The 22,240-nt window shown below is 45.1% G+C and carries 19 protein-coding genes; 4 read left to right on the forward strand and 15 right to left on the reverse strand.

Going from position 1 to position 22,240, the window contains the following annotated elements; translation table 11 throughout:
• Positions 1–164: 164 nt before the first annotated feature.
• Positions 165–1,253 (forward strand): 3-phosphoserine/phosphohydroxythreonine transaminase, encoded by a 1,089-nt coding sequence (gene serC, locus GC098_RS18340; RefSeq protein ID WP_171644662.1) that lies wholly within the window; start codon positions 165–167, stop codon positions 1,251–1,253.
• Positions 1,254–1,361: 108 nt separating this feature from the next.
• Positions 1,362–1,946: a YdeI/OmpD-associated family protein gene (locus GC098_RS18345; RefSeq protein ID WP_216625321.1), complete on the forward strand. Its 585-nt coding sequence runs from the start codon at positions 1,362–1,364 to the stop codon at positions 1,944–1,946.
• Positions 1,947–2,032: 86 nt separating this feature from the next.
• Here the strand turns inward: GC098_RS18345 and lpdA are convergent, their stop codons facing one another.
• The 4 genes from lpdA to pdhA all read right to left on the reverse strand — a co-directional run bounded on the left by lpdA (position 2,033) and on the right by pdhA (position 6,972).
• The gene (gene lpdA, locus GC098_RS18350) at positions 2,033–3,448 is read right to left on the reverse strand and encodes a dihydrolipoyl dehydrogenase (RefSeq protein ID WP_171644666.1); all 1,416 of its coding nucleotides are present in this window, start codon (positions 3,446–3,448) and stop codon (positions 2,033–2,035) included.
• 4 nt (positions 3,449–3,452) lie between these two features.
• Positions 3,453–4,781 (reverse strand): dihydrolipoamide acetyltransferase family protein, encoded by a 1,329-nt coding sequence (locus tag GC098_RS18355; RefSeq protein WP_171644667.1) that lies wholly within the window; start codon positions 4,779–4,781, stop codon positions 3,453–3,455.
• A 31-nt stretch (positions 4,782–4,812) separates the two neighbouring features.
• Positions 4,813–5,793, reverse strand: a complete 981-nt coding sequence (locus GC098_RS18360) for an alpha-ketoacid dehydrogenase subunit beta (protein WP_171644669.1) — start codon at positions 5,791–5,793, stop codon at positions 4,813–4,815.
• Between the two features lie 96 nt (positions 5,794–5,889).
• Entirely contained in the window at positions 5,890–6,972 is a 1,083-nt protein-coding gene (gene pdhA / locus GC098_RS18365; RefSeq protein WP_171644671.1) for a pyruvate dehydrogenase (acetyl-transferring) E1 component subunit alpha, read from the reverse strand.
• Positions 6,973–7,237: 265 nt separating this feature from the next.
• Here pdhA and GC098_RS18370 point away from each other — a divergent pair, with 265 nt between their 5' ends.
• Entirely contained in the window at positions 7,238–7,969 is a 732-nt protein-coding gene (locus GC098_RS18370; RefSeq protein ID WP_171644673.1) for an alpha/beta hydrolase, read from the forward strand.
• A 60-nt stretch (positions 7,970–8,029) separates the two neighbouring features.
• Here the strand turns inward: GC098_RS18370 and GC098_RS18375 are convergent, their stop codons facing one another.
• Positions 8,030–8,854, reverse strand: a complete 825-nt coding sequence (locus GC098_RS18375; protein ID WP_171644676.1) for a lipoate--protein ligase family protein — start codon at positions 8,852–8,854, stop codon at positions 8,030–8,032.
• A gap of 295 nt (positions 8,855–9,149) precedes the next feature.
• Here GC098_RS18375 and GC098_RS18380 point away from each other — a divergent pair, with 295 nt between their 5' ends.
• A complete protein-coding gene (locus GC098_RS18380) occupies positions 9,150–10,364 on the forward strand; it encodes an ATP-binding protein (RefSeq protein WP_376773903.1) in 1,215 nt (404 codons plus the stop codon).
• Here the strand turns inward: GC098_RS18380 and GC098_RS18385 are convergent.
• The 10 genes from GC098_RS18385 to alaS form a co-directional block, all read right to left on the reverse strand.
• A complete protein-coding gene (locus GC098_RS18385) occupies positions 10,350–12,164 on the reverse strand; it encodes a peptidoglycan D,D-transpeptidase FtsI family protein (RefSeq protein WP_171644680.1) in 1,815 nt (604 codons plus the stop codon). The two genes, GC098_RS18380 and GC098_RS18385, sit on opposite strands and share 15 nt — an antisense overlap.
• Positions 12,165–12,316: 152 nt before the next feature.
• Positions 12,317–14,482 carry a methyl-accepting chemotaxis protein gene (locus GC098_RS18390; protein ID WP_171644682.1) on the reverse strand — a complete coding sequence of 722 codons (2,166 nt, stop codon included), beginning with the start codon at positions 14,480–14,482 and terminating at the stop codon, positions 12,317–12,319.
• 188 nt (positions 14,483–14,670) lie between these two features.
• Positions 14,671–15,954, reverse strand: a complete 1,284-nt coding sequence (locus GC098_RS18395) for a peptidase U32 family protein (RefSeq protein WP_171644684.1) — start codon at positions 15,952–15,954, stop codon at positions 14,671–14,673.
• A 26-nt stretch (positions 15,955–15,980) separates the two neighbouring features.
• The gene (locus GC098_RS18400) at positions 15,981–16,910 is read right to left on the reverse strand and encodes a peptidase U32 family protein (protein WP_171644686.1); all 930 of its coding nucleotides are present in this window, start codon (positions 16,908–16,910) and stop codon (positions 15,981–15,983) included.
• Positions 16,911–16,956: 46 nt separating this feature from the next.
• The gene (gene mltG / locus GC098_RS18405) at positions 16,957–18,054 is read right to left on the reverse strand and encodes an endolytic transglycosylase MltG (RefSeq protein ID WP_171644870.1); all 1,098 of its coding nucleotides are present in this window, start codon (positions 18,052–18,054) and stop codon (positions 16,957–16,959) included.
• 114 nt (positions 18,055–18,168) lie between these two features.
• Positions 18,169–18,465 carry a DUF1292 domain-containing protein gene (locus GC098_RS18410; RefSeq protein ID WP_057306100.1) on the reverse strand — a complete coding sequence of 99 codons (297 nt, stop codon included), beginning with the start codon at positions 18,463–18,465 and terminating at the stop codon, positions 18,169–18,171.
• Positions 18,462–18,770, reverse strand: coding sequence for a DUF1292 domain-containing protein (locus GC098_RS18415; RefSeq protein ID WP_047676265.1), 309 nt, complete (start codon positions 18,768–18,770; stop codon positions 18,462–18,464). Before GC098_RS18415 ends, GC098_RS18410 begins: the two co-directional genes overlap by 4 nt.
• Positions 18,771–18,776: 6 nt before the next feature.
• Complete coding sequence (gene ruvX, locus GC098_RS18420; RefSeq protein ID WP_171644688.1) at positions 18,777–19,193, reverse strand: Holliday junction resolvase RuvX; 417 nt, start codon at positions 19,191–19,193, stop codon at positions 18,777–18,779.
• 18 nt (positions 19,194–19,211) lie between these two features.
• Positions 19,212–19,472 (reverse strand): IreB family regulatory phosphoprotein, encoded by a 261-nt coding sequence (locus GC098_RS18425; protein ID WP_028555746.1) that lies wholly within the window; start codon positions 19,470–19,472, stop codon positions 19,212–19,214.
• 111 nt (positions 19,473–19,583) lie between these two features.
• Positions 19,584–22,211, reverse strand: coding sequence for an alanine--tRNA ligase (alaS, locus tag GC098_RS18430; protein WP_281367090.1), 2,628 nt, complete (start codon positions 22,209–22,211; stop codon positions 19,584–19,586).
• Between the last annotated feature and the right edge of the window lie 29 nt (positions 22,212–22,240).

Genomic DNA, 22,240 nt, shown 5'->3' on the forward strand with positions numbered 1-22,240 from the left:
GTGGCACCGCGAGCAAACGCTCCTCGTCCCAATATGGATGAGGGCGTTTTTTGTGTTTTTTTCGGGGCCCCCGCAAAGTAAAAGGAATATGCTTCGAAGGGTACACATCACTTTGTGGGGTAATTGTGTTCGTTTTACCACATTCATACGGGAGGTAATTAGAAATGACAAAAAGACTTTACAATTTCAACCCAGGACCCGCTGCACTGCCTTTGGAGGTACTTGAAGAAGCACAAGAGCAATTTGTGGACTATCAAGGGACAGGTATTTCACTGCTTGAAATGTCTCATCGGAGCCGTACGGTTGAGGATCTGAATCAAGAAACCCAGCAGCTTCTTCTAAAATTGCTCGACCTTCCTAGCGGGTATGAGGTGCTTTTTATGGGCGGAGGGGCAAGTACACAGTTCGCTCTGCTTCCGCTAAACTTTGTAGACACGAATCAGACGGCCAACTATGTATTGACGGGGAGCTTTTCGGAAAAAGCTTTTAAAGAAGCTTCTTATGTCGGCCGCACACATATCGCTGCAAGCTCCAAAGACCAGCAATGGCGCTGTATCCCTGAGTTATCGGCAGACCAACTAGCACCTGATTCAGCATACATTCACATCACCATGAACAACACGATTGAAGGTTCCCGTTACAATGCAATTCCGGAAGTAGGCAGCACGCCTCTTATAGCTGATGTGACGAGTGAGATACTGAGTAGAAAGCTTGATCTGCAAAAGTTTTCCATGATCTATGCTGGCGCTCAGAAAAATCTCGGACCCGCAGGCGTTACAGTTGCCATCATCCGCGAAGATTGGCTGGAGAAAGCGTCCAAGAAGATCCCTGAGATCATGCGCTATGAAACATTTGCCAAAAACAAGTCACTGTTCAATACGCCACCTGTTCATGCCATTTACATGATGAATTTAGTACTTAAATGGGTAGTGAACAAGGGCGGCGTAGAGCAATTAGAACAGCTTAATCGCATAAAGTCTGGCCTAATTTATGATGTTATTGATCATAGCGGCGGATTCTACAACGGAATCATTGAAGTTAACGATCGCTCGCATATGAATATCACTTGGCGCATGGCCAATGAAGGAATCGAACGTCGGTTTATCGAAGAATCAGAGGCTAACGGCTTTGAAGGTTTGGCTGGTCATCGAAGTGTAGGGGGTCTGCGCGCTTCGGCATACAATGCTGTTCCATTTGAAGCCTGTCAGGCTTTGGCTGATTTCATGGTAGATTTTGCGCGAAGAAATGGTTAGATCATTAAGAAATGAGGAAGTTCAGTGGAAAACGCACTCGCTAAGAAGCTACGTTTAGGAAGTTGTAAACGAGCACTCATCATGAACGCGCCGGAGGGGTATCTCAACATGCTGAATCCCCTCCCTGAGGGTGTTTTGTTGACGGATCAAAAAGAAGGCACTGAGGCTTATGACTTTGTCCAGGTATTCGTCCACACGCTTGCTGAAGTCCAGCAGCTGGCTCCCAAAGCCATTGAGGCCGTAACACCTGAGGGCATGTTATGGATTAACTATCCCAAAGGAACCTCTAAAATAAAAACGGACATTAATCGCGACTCTGGCTGGCAGACGGTCACCGATTTGCAGTATGAAGGCGTGAGTCTGGTGTCCATTGATGAGACGTGGTCAGCTATGCGTTTTCGCCCTATCGGCCTCGTCAAGTCGCCGCGCAGCGAACGATTAACTAACCTGGCAAATGTTAAAGCAGAATCAGCTTCCGGTGAGAAAGTGGTTATTGTACCGGATGATCTTGCAGGAGCTTTTCGCGAGAATCCTAATGCAGCTGATTTCTTTTCAACGCTTTCCTACAGCAACCGCAAGGAATACGTGCAGTGGATTACAGAAGCCAAACGTGAGGAAACACGCAGTGCTCGAATCGTCAAGACGATAGAGAAGCTGCTGCAGGGTATCAAAAATCCAAGATTCAAAGAATAAAAACAAAAGAGTCCCGTAGAGCGGCTAATGCCAATCTCTCGGGACTTTTTATCTAAAGGTAAGGGAAAATAAAGGAATAAAACTAGTTATTTACCAAGTTGGTGAATCGGGTGACCAAGCGCACCTTCCGCGGCATCCATGATCATTTCTGTCAATGTTGGATGTGCATGAATCGTAAGTGCGATGTCTTCCAAATTAGCGCCCATCTCAACCGCAAGAGCAAGCTCTCCGATTAAGTTCGATGCTTCTGGGCCAACGATTTGACCACCAAGCAGTTGGCCTGTTTCTTTGTCGCCGACAAGCTTCACGAAGCCTTGACCTGCGTTCAAAGAGTTAGCGCGACCATTAGCGGCATAAGGGAATTTACCAATTGTTACATTGATGCCTTGTGCTTTGGCTTCTGTTTCACTTAGACCTACGCCAGCAATTTCCGGATCCGAGAATACAACAGCAGGCATTGCTTTGTAATCTACGATGCTGGAGTGACCCGCGATCGCTTCAGCAGCCACTTTAGCTTCATAGGAAGCTTTGTGTGCCAATGAAAGACCAGGTACAACATCACCAATCGCGAAAATATGGGGAATGCTCGTTCTACCTTGGTTATCGACTTCGATCAAACCGCGATCTGTCAGTTTCAAGTTAATGAGATCAAGACCAAGCTCGCCATCTGTATTCGGACGACGACCAACGGTTACTAATACGTAATCCGCTGTTACTTGTTTCTCTTCCCCTTTTACTGTGAACGTAACAGTTACGTCATTTTCTGTCTTCGTGCAGGATTGTGCCAGTGCTTCGGTATGAACCTCTACGCCGACTTTCTCCAGATTGCGCGCTACAAGCTTCGTCAATTCTTTCTCGAAGCCTGGAAGCACATGATCGGAGCCTTCAAGCACGGTTACTTTTGTACCGAACTTCGCATACGTTTGACCCAGCTCGATTCCGATGTAGCCGCCGCCGATAACGATCATGCTTTTCGGAATTTCAGGCAAGTTCAACGCTTCCGTGGAAGAAATGATTCTTCCGCCGTAAGGGAATGCTTTCAGCTCGATCGGACGGGAACCCGTCGCAATAATGCAATGCTTGAAGCGGTAGCGAGGAGCTTCTGCATCATTGAACACACGTGCTTCATGCTCATTGATGAACATCACTTCGCCTTGGAACGTTTGAATCTTGTTGCCTTTGAGCAGCGCGCTAACGCCACCTGTTTGTTTAGAAACAATGCTATTTTTCCATGCTTGTACCTTCGCAAAGTCCACTTTCACGTTCTCAACTGAGATACCCATGCTGTCAGCGTGCTGTGCATGTTCATACGTGTGAGCGGCAGAGATCAAAGCTTTGGAAGGGATACAGCCGCGGTTCAAGCACACGCCGCCCCATTCCGCTTTATCTGCAATCAGAACGCTTTGCCCAAGCTGAGCAGCACGGATGGCAGCTACGTAACCGCCGGGACCTGCACCAATGACCAACAAATCAATATCTAAAGAAGCATCTCCTACTACCATGCTGTTACACCTCCAAGACGAGAAGCTCTGGATCAGCCAGAAGCTGTTTGATGTAGTTCAGGAAGCTTTGTGCTGTCGCCCCATCCACGATACGGTGGTCGAAGCTCAGGGAAAGCGCCATTACGTGTGCTGCAACGATTTGCCCGTTTTTCACAACTGGTTTCTCTGTGATACGGCCTGCACCTAGGATTGCAACTTCAGGGAAGTTGATAACCGGTGTGAAGAACATACCGCCTACGGAACCGATGTTCGTAATGGAGATCGTGCCGCCTTTCATTTCGTTTGGAGCTAATTTGCCGTCGCGACCACGAACAGCAAGATCTTTAATTGAAGAAGCGATCGACCAAATATTTTTGCGGTCTGCATCATGGATAACTGGAACGAGCAAGCCGTTGTCTGTATCTGTTGCAATCCCGATGTTGTAGTACTTTTTGTAGACGATTTCTTGCTTCTCTTCGTCGATCATTGCGTTGAGCGCTGGGAATTGGCGACAAGCCGCAACCAATGCTTTCACGATGAAAGGCAGGTAAGTCAACTTAACGCCTTTTTTCTCGGCGAGTGGCTTCGTGCGCTCACGCAGTGCGACAAGTGCCGATACGTCGATTTCGTCCATCAATGTCACGTGCGGAGCCGTGTACACGGATTTAACCATAGCGTTCGCGATAATTTTCCGGATTCCTTTGAACGGAACCCGCTCTTCAACGCGATCGCCTACGACAACCTGCTGCGCTGCCGCCGCAGGTGCCGTTTCACCAGCTGCTGCAACTGCAGCTGGTTCTGCTGCTTCCGGAGCCGCGGCCGTGCCCGCTCCGTTAAAGCCAAGCACGTCCTCGCGTGTTACGCGGCCGTGCTTACCTGTAGGCGTCACCTCTGCGAGTGTGATGCCTTGCTCTCTTGCCAGCTTGCGTACGCTAGGCGTCGCAAGCACTTCGCGGCCTGCGCCAGCGCTTGGCGCGGCTGCTGGAGCAGCTGCTGCAGGAGCTGTTGTAGGTGCCGGTGCTGCCGCCACAGGGGCAGCAGCTGGAGCTGGAGCCGCTGCAGGCGCAGCGTGGCTGTCGGTCTTGTGATGCATGGATTCAGCAGGCAGTTCGCCTGTCACTTCAATCGTCATAACGAGCTCGCCAATATTACAAACTTGTCCTTCTTTAACGGCAACAGCAACAACTTTACCTTCAACTGGACAAGGAACTTCAACGACTGCTTTATCGTTCTGTACTTCCATAAGAATCGTTTCGTCTGTTACGGTGTCACCCGCTTTAACCAACAGCTTTACGATCTCGCCTTCATGAATGCCTTCACCAAGCTCTGGGAACTTGTATTCAAACAAAGCCACGTGCACAACCTCCTATTACCTTCGACTGTGATTAGAATTCGAGTACTTGATTAATGCCTGCAATGACACTTGCTGGACTAGGCAACCAAGCGTCTTCGATTTGTGCGAACGGATAGATTGTATCTGGAGGAGCAATACGCAAAACAGGAGCTTCCAGATGCAGAATCGCCTTTTCATTAATCTGTGCAATTACTTCTGCGGCTACCCCGGATGTTTTTTGCGCTTCTTGTACGATAATCGCACGGTTTGTTTTCTTAATAGAAGTTACAATGGTTTCGATATCAAGCGGAATTAGGGTACGAAGATCGATAACTTCAACTTTCACACCTTGTGTTTTCTCAATCTCTTCAGCTGCTTTCACAGATGTGTGAACCATAGCCCCGTAAGTAATAATCGTAACATCGGAGCCTTCGCGAACAACATTCGCTTTACCAAGCTCAATGGTGTATTCGCCTTCCGGTACTTCAGCACGGAATGCGCGATATAAATTCAAATGCTCCATGAAGAAGACAGGGTCATTATCGCGAATCGCGGAAATGAGCAGTCCCTTCGCATCATAAGGGTTGGAAGGTACAACAACTTTAATACCTGGTGTTTGAACAAGTAAGCCTTCAAGTGCATCCGTGTGCAGCTCAGCCGCTTTTACACCGCCACCAAATGGTGTACGGAATACGATTGGTGAGTTGTAACGTCCGCCGGAACGGTAACGCATACGAGCTGCTTGCACGCAAATTTGGTCAAGCGCTTCATAAATAAAGCCTACGAATTGAATTTCAGCAATCGGACGGAAGCCTTGAATACCAAGACCAACAGCGAGTCCGCCAATAGCAGATTCAGCAAGAGGCGTATCGAATACGCGATCTTCACCGAATTCTTTTTGTAAACCTTCCGTAGCACGGAATACGCCACCAACATGGCCAACGTCTTCGCCGAACAAAATTACATTAGGATCTCTTTCCAGTTCAACGCGCATTGCGTCTTTTATCGCTTGAATCATCGTCATTTGTGCCATGACTTCTCCGTGCCTCCTAATTGTTTTCGTGAGAAAACTTGCTTCGTAAGCTTAAGCTGAGTTTTTCGCCAGAAAAACTGGCATCGTAAGCCTAATTTATTTAAACGCTTGCTTCTGTTCTTCGAGATGTGCCGGTGTTACTTCGAACATGGAGTCAATTAGGCCTGGAACAGTCATTTTCTCTGTTTCTTCCGCTTTTTTGATATGTTCAGCAACCGTTGCTTTCGCTTCTTCTTTCACTCCAGCTTCTTCTTCTTCGCTCCAGAGACCTTTTTTAGTCAAGAACAGACGCATACGCGTAAGTGGATCCTTAGGCTCCCAGTCGCTCTCTTCATCTTTGGTCCGGTATTTCGTCGTATCATCCGCCAAGGAATGCGGACGGTAACGGTAAGTTAATGCTTCAATCAACGTAGCGCCTTCGCCTCTGCGTCCTCTTTCAGCAGCTTCGGTAACCGCTTGAACAACAGCCAATACGTCCATTCCGTCAACTTGCACGCCTTTGATACCGGCAGCAAGTGCTTTATGCGCAACTGAAAGCGCACCTGTTTGCTTCGAATAAGGAGTCGTAATTGCGTAACCGTTGTTTTGTACAAAATAAATGACAGGCAGCTTGAATGCTCCTGCAAAGTTCATACCTTCGTAGAAATCGCCCTCGGAGCTTCCTCCGTCGCCTGTGTACGTAATCGCTACACGCGGTTGGTTACGTTTCTTGAATGCCATAGCCACACCGGTAGCATGTAAAATTTGAGCTCCGATGATGATTTGCGGCATAAGTACGTGTACATCCTGTGGAATTTGTCCGCCATGCTGATGACCACGGGAATACAAAAATGCTTGATAGAGCGGAAGTCCGTGCCAAACGAGCTGCGGCATATCGCGGTAACCCGGGCAAATGAAATCGTCTTTATTTAGTGCAAATTCACTACCGATCATCGAAGCTTCTTGTCCGGATACCGGGGCATAGAAACCAAGACGTCCTTGGCGTCCGAGATTAACTGCTCTTTCGTCCCATACACGTGTGAATACCATTCTTCTCATTAATTCTTTTAATTGGTCGTCACTAAGTTTAGGCATTTTGTCGGAATTAACAATTGTGCCGTCTGGAGCTAGAACCTGTAAAGGCTCAACCTTCTCTGTGGTCACTTCATAATTCGCTTGGCTGACAAGTGGCTTACTCATACCATTTCACCTCTTATATGATTTTGATGCCTGCTAGCTTCACTTCTGTTATAGTATTATTATAAACCTGTTTTTGTGAATTGTACACCAGCATCCCTGTGGTATATGACCTTTTTTCACCAGAGTGAATAGTACAGTTCCCGAAAATGTATAATACAGTTAACACAAAATTTACAACTGCTATAATACACATTACCCTCTAAACGACAAGCTTACACTTACTACACTAAATTAGATCTAAAGAGAAAGTTAAAGGAGCACAACCATGTCGGATGACTCTCGCTTTTATAAAAGAACGATTGTGAAAGATGAACTCACCTCTGTCCTTCTCGGAGAAAATCGCTCCCTGCGAATATATCTTCCTCCCGGTTACAACGAACTGCTCTCCTATCCGGTCATTTATTGCCAAGATGGTGAACAATTCTTTAATTTCGGCCGAATTGCGACGACGATCACTCGCTGTATTCTGGATGAAGGCTTGGAGCCCGCCATTGTTGTCGGTGTCGATGTGAATAACATGAACCGCACTTCGGAATATGCGCCTGAGGGTGAACGACATGATGCGTACTGTCGTTTTTTTGCAGAGGAACTCCTCCCTTATGTAGAAAGCCGGTATCCGATTCGATCCGAACGGAACGAACGCATTGTGGCGGGTGATTCCCTTGGGGGGACCGTGTCCTTACATCTCGCCTTAGATTATCCTAGCCTTTTTTGCCGTGTTATATCCTTATCGGGCGCATTTTTCGACATTACCAGAGAACGTATCAAAGCGGAGGACGACTTGTCGTGGCTGGAGCTATATATGTTAATTGGCTTGGATGAGACAGATGTAAAAACGGAACGAGGGACTTTTGATTTCGTAAGAGAAAACCGTCTGACCAAAGCTGAGATGGAAAATAAAAATGTTACCCTTCACTATATCGAGAAGCCAGGGAAACATTTATGGGGATTTTGGCAAGGAGAGTTGGACGCGGCTCTGCATTATTTTCTAGCATGATAACGATGAAAAAAAGCGGTCCACTTTCCGTCTCCTGACGCGAAGTTGGGCCGCATTTATTTATTCTTTAATCGCATAACGCTGCTCCAAAAGCTCCATCATACCCTGTATCTCTTCTTCACTCGGATAGCCGGGGATGTCCCTAGGACTCTGTACCTTCACGCCTTTGGCGGCCATGATTTGTACTAAATTGTCTGTGAAACGTGTTGCACTTAACTCTATTTGTAAGCATTCCGATAAACTCGCCATACTCCCAGGCGCCACTACCGGATAGTCGTTTGGTGATGCTGAGCCCGCCGCGCGCTCGTAAAAGCCTCTGGCCAAAGATGCTTTTGCTTCTCCTAGACCTTCCACGATAATGAACGCTTGTACCGATAAGGCGAGCTGTTGTCTGCGCTGTGCAATGCCGCAAAACTTACGTCCACCGACACTTAAATCGAATTCCCCCGGACAAAACGAACCCATCACTTCACCCTGATCGATACGATTGGTAATAGTGCTCATGACGTCTCTTATCAAGGCTACCATTAAATCGAAATCCTTGCGATGCTCCATATCCCCCGCGTTTTTTGGTAACAACAGGGATACATTCACGACGCCCAAATCGAGAGGCACCGCTGCACCTCCAGAGTTTCTGACAGCCGTATCATAGCCTTGACTTAGCAACCATTCGTTTGCTTCGGCCGCTTTGGGAAGACGACTATCTCTCAGTCCCATCACAAGGGCTCGTGGATGCCTCCATATATGCAGAATCGGTGGTGCTGTTTTACCTATTGCTCGACATAAAAGTTCTTCCAGAGCAAAAGCATATAAGATCGGTTGTGTTGCCGTTTCACCGGATCGATCATGAATGACCATGGAAGAAGGTAGTTCTAAAGTCGTCATTAGCTTAATCTCCTGAGCCTACGATTTGTATCCATGTACAGAATTGTAAGCGATACAAGCCTTTGCTGCAATAAAGAGCATGTTCAGGAAGAGCAACATTTTTCCTGAAAAATGGATATACAGCAAGTTTCCGTCAGAACTTGTCAAAAAACATCAAAATTTTGGGAAGAAATCAAAGGAATTTCAAGTTTTATGTCGAAATAAAAATAAACCCAAATATTTAATTAAGTAGGCGAGATCCTTGAATGTAATTGACGACTTACTCCTCAATATACTTGTGTTAACTCTCCCCATCATGGTATGTCATATTTTATGGCTGGATCGGCCCGGTCCCATTAGCTTCAATCCTGCAAATCGAGTATTTATAGGGCTCATTTGTTCATTGGCAGCCATATTTTGCATGTCTCATCCCTTTTTTACGATAACAGGCAACAACTTTGATCTGCGCACGATTCCTGTACTTGTTGCTTTCCTTTACAGTGGCATACGTTCAGGACTTACTGTCTCCGCAGCTATACTAGCCTATACCTACTACATCGATGGTTCAGATTTTTTATGGATGGTTACCTTGTCCGCTCTGCTCGTACCCTTCATCCTGACTTTCATTGACCTAAGCAATTGGAAGTACCGAACCCCCAAAGTGATGTTTCCCAGTCTTCTTGCCTTTATTAGCGCTCTAGCTACTTTCTGCATGACGATGCTATATCGCATCGATTCGAATGTCTCCGTAGATAGGAGCTTTCTGCTTTACGGCTTAATGTGCTGTATTGTTCACATGCTGACGATGTGGTTGATAACCTATTTAATTGTTCGTATCCGAGAAAATATAGCGATGCGCCAAGAAGTCCAGCGTTCCGAAAAGATGAATGTATTAAGCGAATTAGCTGCTTCGGTCGCCCATGAAATTCGCAACCCGATGACAGTTGCCCGCGGCTTTATGCAAATACTCAGCCAGTCCGAAGTCACGGAAGAGAAAAAACGTATTTATACGACCATGGTTATTGAAGAAATCGACCGAGCACAAAGCATTATTACGGATTACTTATCCTTCGCTAAACCGCAAGCCGAGAAGCTTGAAGAGGTGGATGTTTCCACGTTATCTCTCAAATTAAGCAATTTCATAAATCCTTACGCGTCAATGCGCGGTGTAGAAATTCATATCGACATGGAGTCTTCTCTTCTAATTAAAGCCAACAGCGAAAAAATGATTCAATGCCTAGTTAATTTAACGAAAAACGGCATCGAGGCTATGCCTAGCGGAGGCACTCTGTTAATAACAGGCTTCAAGAAAAGCGCTAAAGTTATTTTACAAATTAAAGATAACGGTATTGGCATGACTCCTGAGCAGGTGAACCGTCTTGGAACACCCTTTTACTCAACGAAAAATAAAGGCACCGGTCTTGGCATGATGGTTTCCTATAAAATCATCAAAACATTTGGCGGACTCATAGAAGTAACAAGCCAGCCAGACCAGGGAACCTGCTTCACGATTTCTTTACCTACCGTTTGAGTCACTTGCTAAAATATCCATAATCCCTTTAAACAAGGGGATGGCCTTATTGCTCTCAGTAGGATCCATGTTCTTAATGACAACAGAAACGGCATATTTCGGTGAATCAACAGGACCATAACCAATAAACCACTGATTCACCTTTTCTTGCTTAACAGTCTCAATTTGTGCCGTACCAGATTTTCCAGCCAGCTTCCACTTGGCATCCTTTAAGCCTTGTCCCGTTCCATCGGTTACCACTTCTCTCATCCAGTTTATTAATGTATGACTGGTCGCTGCAGAAACCCGCCCCGCCTCAGAATCTAATAATTGAACAGGAAATTTCTCCATCACACGATCCGTCTGATACCGAATTTCTTGAACAACTCTTGGTGAATAACCCTTTCCACCATGCAGCAAGGTAACAATCATATTAGACGCCTGCAAAGGGGTCATCCTGACATCTCTTTGACCAATCGCCGTTTGCATAAGCACTCCCTCATCATTATGCGGAGTATGGGCCCCAAATAGCTGTCCGTTCTCTTCTGTATCCAATTGACGGAGCATTTGCTCACTGTCTGTCTTCCCTGTCCAGCCCACTTCATCCAATACACCAAGCTTATGTGCATAGCTTTCCAACTCAGCAGGCGTCAGTCGCTGCATCACTCTGGCAAACACAATATTACAGGATTGCGCAAAGCCCTGCTCTAAAGTTAAAGGCCCGTGTCCATCTCTTCTCCAGCACGTAAAGCCATATTTCCCGAGGGCACCTTCACAATTGAAAGTTTCTTTGGGATCAACGACCCCTTTATCCAATGCAGCTGCGGCTACGATTGTTTTGAAAATCGAGCCAGGCGCCGTCGCCTTGAGTGCATAATTACTCCAGTTATTGCTAGCCAGATCGACTTCTGTCTGATCAAAATTGGGTCTGCTCGCCATCGCGACGATATCCCCTTGTGCCACTTCCTGAACAACAGCAGCACCTTCACGAATATTTAGCTTATCCATAAGGACTTCAATTCGCTGCTGCACGCTTAAATCCAGTGTCGTCACTAGTTTGACGGGATAGAAGGTATTGTCCGGTGCAATCATTCGGGCATCTAGGCCAGCTAACGGTCTTTTTCCTGCGTCTGTAAAATAAGAGATTGACGTCTCACCAATGCCTCGAAGCCACAGATCGAACGTTTTCTCCAGTCCAGCACCTCCGATTTTCGAGGTTAGCGCAACCTTGCCTTTCTCCAGATCAGCACCGTAGATACTCATCACTCTATCCGGATTTTGCCCAATAAACCCGATCAATTGACGCGCTATCATACCTGACGGATAACGGTCCTCCATCTTCACGACTTTCAAATAGGGTAAGCCGAGGGCATTAATTTGCTCCTCCTGCTGATCGCTTAGCACAACAGGTTTCCCTCCCTCAGCAGTGCGCCACACTTGCGGCTCTTTCAAATCACGAGAGAATGCAAGCCAATGATCTGTATTCGTCCGCAAAATCCGGGCCAATTGATTCACTTGCTGCGGCTCACCTTGGAAATCGCTATTTATAGGAAATGCCACAAGGGCTTTAATCATTTTTCCCGTCATGGGCTTTAGATCACGATCTAAGATTTCCCCACGCCCACTTTCTAGCACAAGGGCACGTTGCCTCTGCACGACAGAGTTTTTGACCAAATTAACCCCTCTTGAAGAGTAGCTTTCCGTTGTCGCAATTTGTATCCAAAAAAGCTTCCCAACGATCCCTATAAACAAGAGTAAGATCGTGAGGAGAACAAGAAAGATTCGACGTTTTTCTAAAGACGATAATTGTTTAATCCTCATGTTACTAAACTCCTTTTAACTAACAATAACTGCTGTTGCTTTCAGTATCGTCATTCCTGATCTTGGTCAAACTATCCGATCCACGTTAAAGCTCAATAAAACAAAAAAATCCACCCTCCTAAATGGAGAGTGGACTACGTATTCTATGATACTTATACTTCGAATTTGGATAAAGTGTCGTTAAGCGATTTGGACAGCTGATCCAGCTTGTCCGATAGTTTAACTAAACCGTCGCTGATGCTAAGCTGTTCTGAGCTCAACGAAGCAACTTCCTCCGATGTAGCTAGTGATTCCTCAGCTACTGCGCTGACATTCGTCATTGCATCGGAAAGTACAACTTGTGATTGCTCCAGTGTGGAGATCGAATCACTTACCGTACTTAGCTGTGTAATGAATCCACCCATGTGATTCGTTACTTGTTTGAAGATGGTGTCGGCTTCTTTAACAGCTAATATTTGTTCTTGGAAAATTGGTGTTGCCGTTGAAAGAACTTTCACCGTCTCATCGATTTCTTTCGTGATGGTTTCTGTAATTTGACCTACGACATCAATGGATTGTCTGGATTGATCCGCTAGTTTACGAATCTCATCTGCAACTACCATGAAACCCTTACCAGCTGCACCAGCACGTGCGGCCTCAATTGTCGCATTCAAAGACAAAATATTCGTTTGCTTCGTCATATTATTAAGAACATCCAGGATTTTACGAATAGAACGGGTACTGTCTTTCAAATTATCGACTTTATCAACCATCGAGCGGATCATTTCTTCTGTCAGGTTCGTTTTCGAAATAAGTTCAGTCATATACTTCGTACCTTGCTCACTGGAGCTTTGAACATCCGCAGCAGCCGTTCCCATCTCGAGGTTGGCTTCGATGACCTGCTTCATTTGCTCGCCAATATGATAAGTCAACTCATTGCCTCTCTCAGACTCCGTCGCCAATCCTCCGGCTCCATTGGAAATCTCATCCGTCGCCACAGCAATTTCTCTTGCAGCTGTAGCCGTTACCTTCGAGGAATTCGTTAACTCTTGTGCAGTTTCGAAAACAGCTTGAGCAGAAGTGCTTGTTTGTTGAACCAAGGTTGTAATCTGCTGCATCATCACATCAAAGCTTGCACCTAGCTGTCCAATTTCATCTTGTGTTTTGTAGTTCGCACGCACCGTAAGTTTCCCTTTAGCACCTTGCTGCATCAAGTTACGTAGATTAATCAGAGGACGTCCGATCATTCTAGCTACGAATAGACCGATTAGCACGGCAGCAATAGCCGCGAACAAGGCGATTAGAAGCGTATAGTTGAAGATTTTCTTAGCATCCTTCACAAGGGCGCTCACAGGAATATCACCAACGAGATTCCAACCGGATACGGACGATTTATAATAGGCAACCAAGTGATCATCTTTCGTAATAAAAGAACCGTGTTCTTCTTCTAATTGTTCTTTCGTCAATTTGACAGCAGAATCTTTTTCTAATTCCGAGATTTCTTTATTAGCTATGTATTTGTTCTCTGTATTCGTAATGACAACCTTACTATCATCACCTAATGACATCCCAGTAATCTCTTTAGTCAATAGATCTGTACTAAGCTCGATTAGAAGAATGGCTGATGTGGAATTCGTAAGCGTATTCCTCATTACACGACCAATGGCAAATGTATTCGTCGAACTGCTGGAATATCCTTTGACTTTACTATCTAACCAAGTCACTTTTCCACCGTTCTCAACAATCTTCTTAAACCAATCATTCGTGCTTGAATTGTCGCTAAATGCCGTTCCTCCAGAACCTGTAATAACAATCAGTTTCCCATCAGGTCTGTAAAGATGAAGCGTTTTAATTGCTTTGTTCGAGAAAGTCACCACATTCAATTTTTCTGTCAATTGACGAGTAACGTCAAGAGCTTCGTAAGAGGATGGGTCTAAGGTAGGAATTGACGTAAGCAAATCCTGCAGGTCCTTGTTAAGCATAATTTGTAGAGATACTTCATCAAACGTTTGATAAAGGAAATCTAGCTTTTGCCCCGCTTGTGTTACAGTTTGAAGACTGGATGCAGACACTTTGTTCTTAATCACATTTTTCGATACCGAGTAAGAAATCATACCCACAGTGAGGACGAAAAAAAGAATGCTTACAAAAAACATTAAAAACAGCTTCATACCTACGGATTTCACAGGGTTCTCTACCTTGACTTGCTTCATTTCTTTAAAAGCAATCGAGCCCATTTGCTTAGATTTCTTGCTTGCCACGCCTACAATACGACCCCATGGAACATTACGAATTGCTTGAACTACTTTGTCTAAAATACGTTGAAGTTTCTCTTTCATTTTGTCACCACCATTAGTTTCTACTTCCAGTCTATACCTTACTTTTGAACTAGAATGTAAAGGGTTCACTTTACGTTTTTTAATAATTTCGACATACTTTACCATTATCCTTCAAAATCCGATCTAAAATAAAATAAAAAAAGAAACTTTATCCAATATACTCGAGTTTGGATAAAGTTTCCATGGTATTATTTTCCCGTTTTTTTGCGCATCATATCCCATTTTTTTACAGGTTTATCCGTTTGTAATTTGATCAATTGAAGTGGATGTCTAGCTGCATCTAGTTCTTGACCATCTTCATTTCGTATGACGCCAACCTTTTGCTTAAAATGCGTACCATCCGGCCCGAAAAATTCAATTTCTTGGCCAGGCTTGAAATGATTTCTTTGCTGTATGAGCGCCGTACCCGATTCAGCATCATATCCCATAACCAGACCAACAAAATCAAATCCAACGACTTTATCTTCTGGCTCAAAAATATGATCCTCATGTCCAGGCGCTTCATAGAAGAAACCGGTGTTCAAAGGTCGGTTTGCCGCTTTATATATTTCATCCTGCCACACAGGGTTGACCTCAAAATGCTCTGGATCGGCAAAGTAGGAATCAATGGCTTGGCGGTAAGCATTAACAACCGTAGCCACATAATGAATGCTCTTCATCCTGCCCTCAATCTTGAAGCTGTCTACGCCAGATTCGATCATTTCCGCAATATGATCAATCATGCTAAGATCCTTCGAACCCATCGTGAAAGCATCATCTTCCTCGCCAAACATCGGCAAATCTGTGGCCAAAGGAGCAGAAAGAGGTTGATCCTTGGCAAATAAATCGTACTTCCAACGGCATGATTGCGAGCAGCCGCCACGATTGGAATCTCGATCAGTAAAATGATTAGAAAGCACGCAACGGCCCGAGTACGAGCTGCACATAGCCCCATGTATGAAGGCTTCAATCTCAACATCGACATGATCTTTAATCGCATCGATTTCTTCCATGCTGACTTCGCGGGCTAGAACAACTCGTTCAATACCCTGGTCTTTCCAAAACTTCACAGTTTGCCAATTCATAACGGATTGCTGAGTGCTCACATGAACTTCCAACTTAGGAGCTACTCTTCTGCATGTCTCCATAATAATTGGATCAGCTGCAATAATAGCAGAAATCCCAACCTCTTGAAGTCCTCTCAAATAATCATCAAGGCCTTCTATATCCTCATTATGAGCGTAAATATTCGTTGCTACGAATACTTTTGCCCCATATTGATTAGCAAACTCTACGGCTTCGCGCATTTCCTCCAGCGAAAAGTTATCCGCGTTGGAACGGAGACCATACTTCTGGCCACCGATGTAAACCGCATCCGCTCCGTAATGGATCGCAAATTTCAGCTTCTCTAAACTGCCTGCCGGAGCCAGTAATTCCGGCTTGTTAAGCCTAACACGCTTTCCTCTAGCTCGGGCTTCTATGGCTGTTGTCACCACGAAAACGCACCTTCTTTCATCTATCAATATACCTGTTCTTTGTAGAAAAAACCGTATGACAATTCACGTTCAGGATCTTGCAGCTTAACTATCGCATCCAACCATTCCTGTTGAAAGATATATCCTTCAGGATCAGCAGCATAAGCATCGATTACAGCCCGATAGCTTCTCACAACCGTTTCGTTATACAAAGAAGATTTCAAAAGACCTTCGATTTTCAAACTATCTATTTGACCGTCCATAAGCTCAGGTAAATTTTCCAACATACATATATCTTCGGAACTCATAATGTGCGTGCCATTACTATCTTCGTACACAGGGTAACGCTGATCACGACGTTCATGCTCAATGAGGAAAAGCCCTCGCTCAATGGAACGATCCTGGTCAGTTGCATCATTCCCTTGGTGCTCGATATAATTCTTCACTAGCTCTCGCTTAGAGTGATAAATGTTAGTGATGCCATGTACCTGTACTTCAACAGCCAACTCGGCATGCTCTTTAAAAGCCAAAACCTGCTCCATATTCAGTTCTCTAGCCAGGACCACACAGGTAGCTCCTTGTTTAGCCCAATAGTTCGCAGTCGCATAATTGGTTGATGTCATCTCTGCATTCCAGTGCAGCGCTAGCGGCTTAGGTAAACTACGTGCATTCATAAGTACCGCTGGATCACCGAAAATGATTGCATCCACACCGTATTCCTGTAATTTGGCTAAATAATCATACAGCCCCTCAAGGGCATTATTGTCAAAAATATTGTTTACAGCAACATATACCTTAGCCTTCTGTTCATGTGCCCAAGACACAGCTTCCTGCATCTCATCCAGTTTCACTTCTCCCGGCAGACGCATGCCGTAGCGCGCTTCGCCAATAATAACCGCATCTGCGCCTACTTCGATCAATCTTTTCAGTTCTGCCACAGTGCTGCAGCTTACTACTAATTCTGGTTTTTTCAATTGCTTACCCTACCTTCTGTCAGCTTCCTATCATAAGTTCGTACTACTAATTCGCGGCCTTCTTGCTTTCTGCAATATTCTTCTTATGCTCTTCAAAAGTTTCTGCGAACAAATGCCCTTTGGTCCCATCTTTCTTTGTTACATAGAATAAATACTTCGTCTCTTCCGGATAAATAGCTGCCTTCATCGAGGCAAGGCTCGGACTCGCGATTGGCCCCGGAGGTAAACCTGTGTTTAAATACGTATTATAAGGACTTTGTATTTGAAGATCCTTCTCCAGTAACCTCTCTTTGGACTTATCAAATAAATATTGCACGGTTGCATCAATTTGCAGGGGCATATTCTTCTTCAACCTGTTCTGGATAACGCCAGATACAAGTGCACGCTCTTCATTTACAACCACTTCACGTTCAATTAAAGAGGCAATAGTCAACATCTGGTGTACGTTAAGTCCGCGCTCCTTGAGCTTGTCCTTCCAGTCTGGTGGAAGTGTCGCCAGCTTCTTATCCAGCTGCTGCAGTGTTCGCTCAATGAAATCTTGTTCCGTGGAGTCTTTCTTAAACTCATACGTTTCTGGGAACAGATACCCTTCGAGACGGTGTTTGATGCTTTTATTATCAGGAATCGTTGCGATTGTTTCTCCCTTGAGCCCAGCAGGCGCATCCGCCATCTGTAGAAAAACTTCCTTTTTCCAAGGAGTCTGCTCACTTAATTTGGCTGCAATTTGATCAATGGTATAGCCCTCAGGGATCGTAATACGGATGACTTCTTCCTTCACGGTCTCCCCTTTATTAAGCTTATTAATCATTTCTTCGAAGGTCATGCCCGGTTTCATACTGTACTCGCCTGCTTGAAGTCTGGAGCCCAGTTTCTTCACCTTTAAATAATACGTAAAAATCGTAGAATTTTTAATAAGTCCCTTCGTTTCAAGCTCCTTGGCGATTTGCAAAGATCCGGCACCTTGTGGGATTGAAATCCTTACTTCTTGCTCTGAAGCAGCTACAGGCTGGAGAGCACTCGCGATATACAATCCGATGCCGCCTGCAGTTCCAATGATAATGAGCAGCAATAGTCCAAAGACAAGAAGGAAGACCTTAAGCTTACTTCTTCTAGGCTTATTCTGTTCATTCTCCTGTTCAAGCATGTTGTTCACAATAATCCTCCTAAAAGTTTTCGTAAGAAAACTAACTTCGTAAGCATTCATATACCCCAAAGCAAACAAAAACGAGCGGATGCGCTCCGCTCGGTTGTATGCTTCTTACAATTCATCCTGTTCTGGAAAGACCATCTCGTCGTAGAGCTCTGAAACGGTTTCCCATTCCTCGTCATCCTCGATGGTTTCCAATTCATACTGTCCGTCGCTATCTGTCGTTACTCGGAAAACAGCAACCTCGTCTTCCTTCTTGAGTTCATCGGATTGCAGAACAGCATACGTATAATTTCCATAAACGAATTCTTTAAGAAGATGATACACCGTTGATTCATTTTGCTCATCAAACAAAATAATATCATCCCCGTAAGTTTTGCGCAATACGTCAGAAGGCGTCGTACTCATGCTTCTTCTTCCTCATCGAATTCTGCCATTAAGGTATTGAATGTTTCTTCAACAATATTCCATTCTTCTTCATCCTCGATGGTAAACAGCTTCAAATCCTCGCCGTCATCATCCTCTTCATAGCGAAATGCGTACACTTCATCGGATTCTTCATCTCCGCCGTCTGTAGGCACTACCATCATATACTTCTTGTCAGAACCGTCCACTTCGAATTTCATGATAACCTCGAACTCTTCTTCGTTGCCTTCATCGTCCGGGATGTAAATGATTTCTGGTTGTTCTTCATTCAATTCTTCTTTGGACATGTTCGTTCACCTCTTCATATTGGCATCCATGTACCCTTGCAGAATGAGCTGTGCGGCCATTTTATCAATAACCAGCTTGCGTTTCTTCCGACTCACATCAGCTTCTAGAAGTGTGCGTGTCGCAGCTACGGTCGTTAACCGCTCATCCCACAAGTGTACAGGTACACTTAGTTTTTGCTCTAATTCTTGCGAAAATGCGATAGCAAGCTCGCCGCGTGGCCCTATAGTATTGTTCATATTTTTGGGCAAGCCTACCACTATTTGAGTAACACCGTACTGTTTGACAATGGCCTCCAGCCGAGCGATGTCTTCCCCAGGCTTACGACGATGTATGACTTCAAGCCCTTGAGCCGTCCAACCAAGCTCGTCGCTCATCGCTACACCTATCGTCTTGTCCCCATAATCCAAGCCTATCCATCTCATGCCGGTTCACTTTTCCTTCTATTTGTGTTGACCCAGATAAGCACGAACTAACTCTTCAATGAGTTCGTCCCGTTCCCGTTTACGAATGAGGCTCCGAGCATTGTTATGCCGTGGAATATAGGCAGGATCTCCGGAAAGCAAGTACCCGACAATCTGGTTGATCGGATTATACCCTTTTTCCTGAAGAGCATCGTACACCGCTAATAGCACGTCTTTAGGCGATGTCTCAATTTCTTCTGCCTTTACGTTAAACTTCATCGTTTTATCCATGGAACTCATCAGGAGCACCTCGCTTTCCTTTTGATACCTTGAAAAATATTTGAAAATTAAACCATGTATACTGGATATATTCTCTATGGGTTTAAAAATTCCTGTCCCACAGAAAAATAATTATGCAAATTTGGAAAGAAGTCCTTCAACTCCGGACAAAGCAGCTTGCAATTTGGATGCATCCTTACCGCCTGCTTGTGCCATATCCGGGCGACCGCCTCCGCTACCGCCAACAGCCTGAGCCACTTCTTTAATGATTTTGCCAGCGTGGAAGCCTTTAGCCACAAGATCTGGCGTGACAGCAGCTACCAAATTGACTTTATCATCTGCAACTGCGCCGAGTACGATAACAGCGGAACCTAGCTTCGTCTTCATCTCATCCACAATATTACGAAGTGAATCCATATCCGCCGCATTGACTTGTGCAGCCAACACCGAAACCCCCGCTATTTGCTTCACTTGGTCTGTAAGTGAACCCGCTTCGATTCGCCCAAGTTTGCTGCGCAGCGACTCGTTTTCACGCGTCAATTCCTTCACTTGCTGAAGCGTAGCTTCCACACGTTTAGGTACATCTTGAACATTTGATTTGAGCAAGCCCGCGGATTCTTTCAGTAATTGCAATTGCTGATCAAGGTATTCATACGCACTGCGGCCAGACACCGCTTCGATCCGACGAACTCCTGAACCGATACCGGACTCACTGATGATTTTGAATAAGCCAATTTGACCCGTATTTTGAACGTGGCAACCGCCGCACAGCTCTAAACTGTAATCGCCAACTTGCACAACACGAACAATATCACCGTACTTCTCGCCGAACAAAGCCATAGCTCCCATTGCTTTCGCGTCAGCGATTGCTTTGAGTGAAATATCTACATTCGTATTGTTCCAAATCTGACGATTCACACGCTGCTCTACATCCTGCAACTCTTCGCTGCTAATGCTTCCGAAATGCGAGAAGTCAAACCGTAAACGGTCAGGTTCAACCAAAGACCCCGCTTGGTTAACATGCGTTCCAAGCACATCCTTAAGCGCTTTGTGCAGCAAATGTGTAGCTGTATGGTTCTTAATGATGTCCCCACGTTCAGCGGCAGCAACAATTGCTTCTACCGAATCACCTTTACGCAGAACACCCGACACAACAAGAACTTTATGAACGTGTTGGCCATGAGGCGCTTTGATAACATCTTCAACCTTCAATGACACTTGGTTACTTCGAATTATACCATAATCACTGACCTGACCGCCGCTTTCAGCGTAGAAAGGAGTCCGATCCAATACGACCTGACAGGTCTCGCCAACTCCGACAATGTCAACGAGTTCATTCTCATGAACGATCGCCACGATACTAGCAGTAACTACCAATTCATTATAACCAACAAATTCGCTTTTAATCGTCAAATCAGACAGCGGTCCGCCTTGTACCTTCATTCCGCCTTCTTTATGACTAGCCGCTCTAGCACGGTCACGCTGTTCCTTCATGGAAGTATCAAACCCTGTACGGTCAACCGTTAAGCCCTTCTCAGAAGCAAAATCTTCGGTCAAATCGAATGGGAAGCCATACGTGTCATACAGCTTGAAAGCATCCGGTCCGCTGATCTGATTTGTACCCGCTTGACGTGTCTTTTCTACCATCTCGGCCAGAATGACCAAACCATCACTTAACGTTTCATGGAAACGCTCCTCTTCGGTTCGAATAACCTTCTCGATAAATTCTCGTTTATCTACAACTTCCGTGTAGTAAACGCCCATTATTTCTCCAACGGTTGGTACGAGTTTATGAAGGAATGGCTTATCCAGTCCAAGCACTTTGCCGTATCGTACAGCGCGGCGCAGCAAACGGCGGATAACATAACCGCGTCCTTCATTAGAAGGCAGCACGCCATCACCAACGGAGAAAGCAACGGTGCGGATATGGTCAGCGATGACTTTGAGTGCAACATCATGCTCTTCGTTCACATGATATTTCACACCTGTAAGCTCACAGGTTTTATCAATAATCGGCTTAAACAAATCCGTGTCAAAGTTTGAGTCCACATCTTGCAGAATCGAAGCAAAACGTTCTAATCCTGCACCGGTATCAATATTTTTGTTAGGGAGCGGTGTATAGCTGCCGTCCTTATTATGGTTGAATTGCGTAAACACGAGGTTCCAAACTTCTAAGAAACGCTCATTTTCCCCACCTGGCCAGCATTCTGGATCAGACAGATCACCGTATTTATCACCGCGATCATAGAAAATCTCTGTACAAGGACCACATGGACCCTCGCCAATATCCCAGAAATTATCTTCTTTGAGCTTATAAATACGCTCTTCGGGTATACCAATTTGTTTGTTCCAAATTTCAAAAGCTTCCTCATCATCTTCATGCACAGTGACAGAAATGCGATTCGGATCAAAGCCGATCCATTGCGGATCAGTCAAAAACTCCCAAGCCCAAGGAATGACTTCTTTTTTAAAGTAGTCTCCGATGGAGAAATTCCCCAGCATCTCAAAGAACGTATGATGTCGACGTGTTTTACCTACATTCTCAATATCATTCGTACGAATACATTTCTGGGCATTCGTAATCCGCGGATTTTCAGGAATTTCGCGTCCATCCAAATACGGCTTTAAAGGAGCAATCCCCGCATTAATCCACAAGAGTGAGGGATCGTTATGTGGGACGAGCGATGAACTTGGCTCTATCTTATGCCCTTTACTTGCAAAGAACTGCAACCACTTGGAACGTATTTCACTTGCTTTCATCTTATTCAAGCCTCCATATTTATCAATTG

This window comes from Paenibacillus phytorum, assembly GCF_013141715.1.
Taxonomy (GTDB): Bacteria; Bacillota; Bacilli; order Paenibacillales; family NBRC-103111; genus Paenibacillus_E; species Paenibacillus_E phytorum.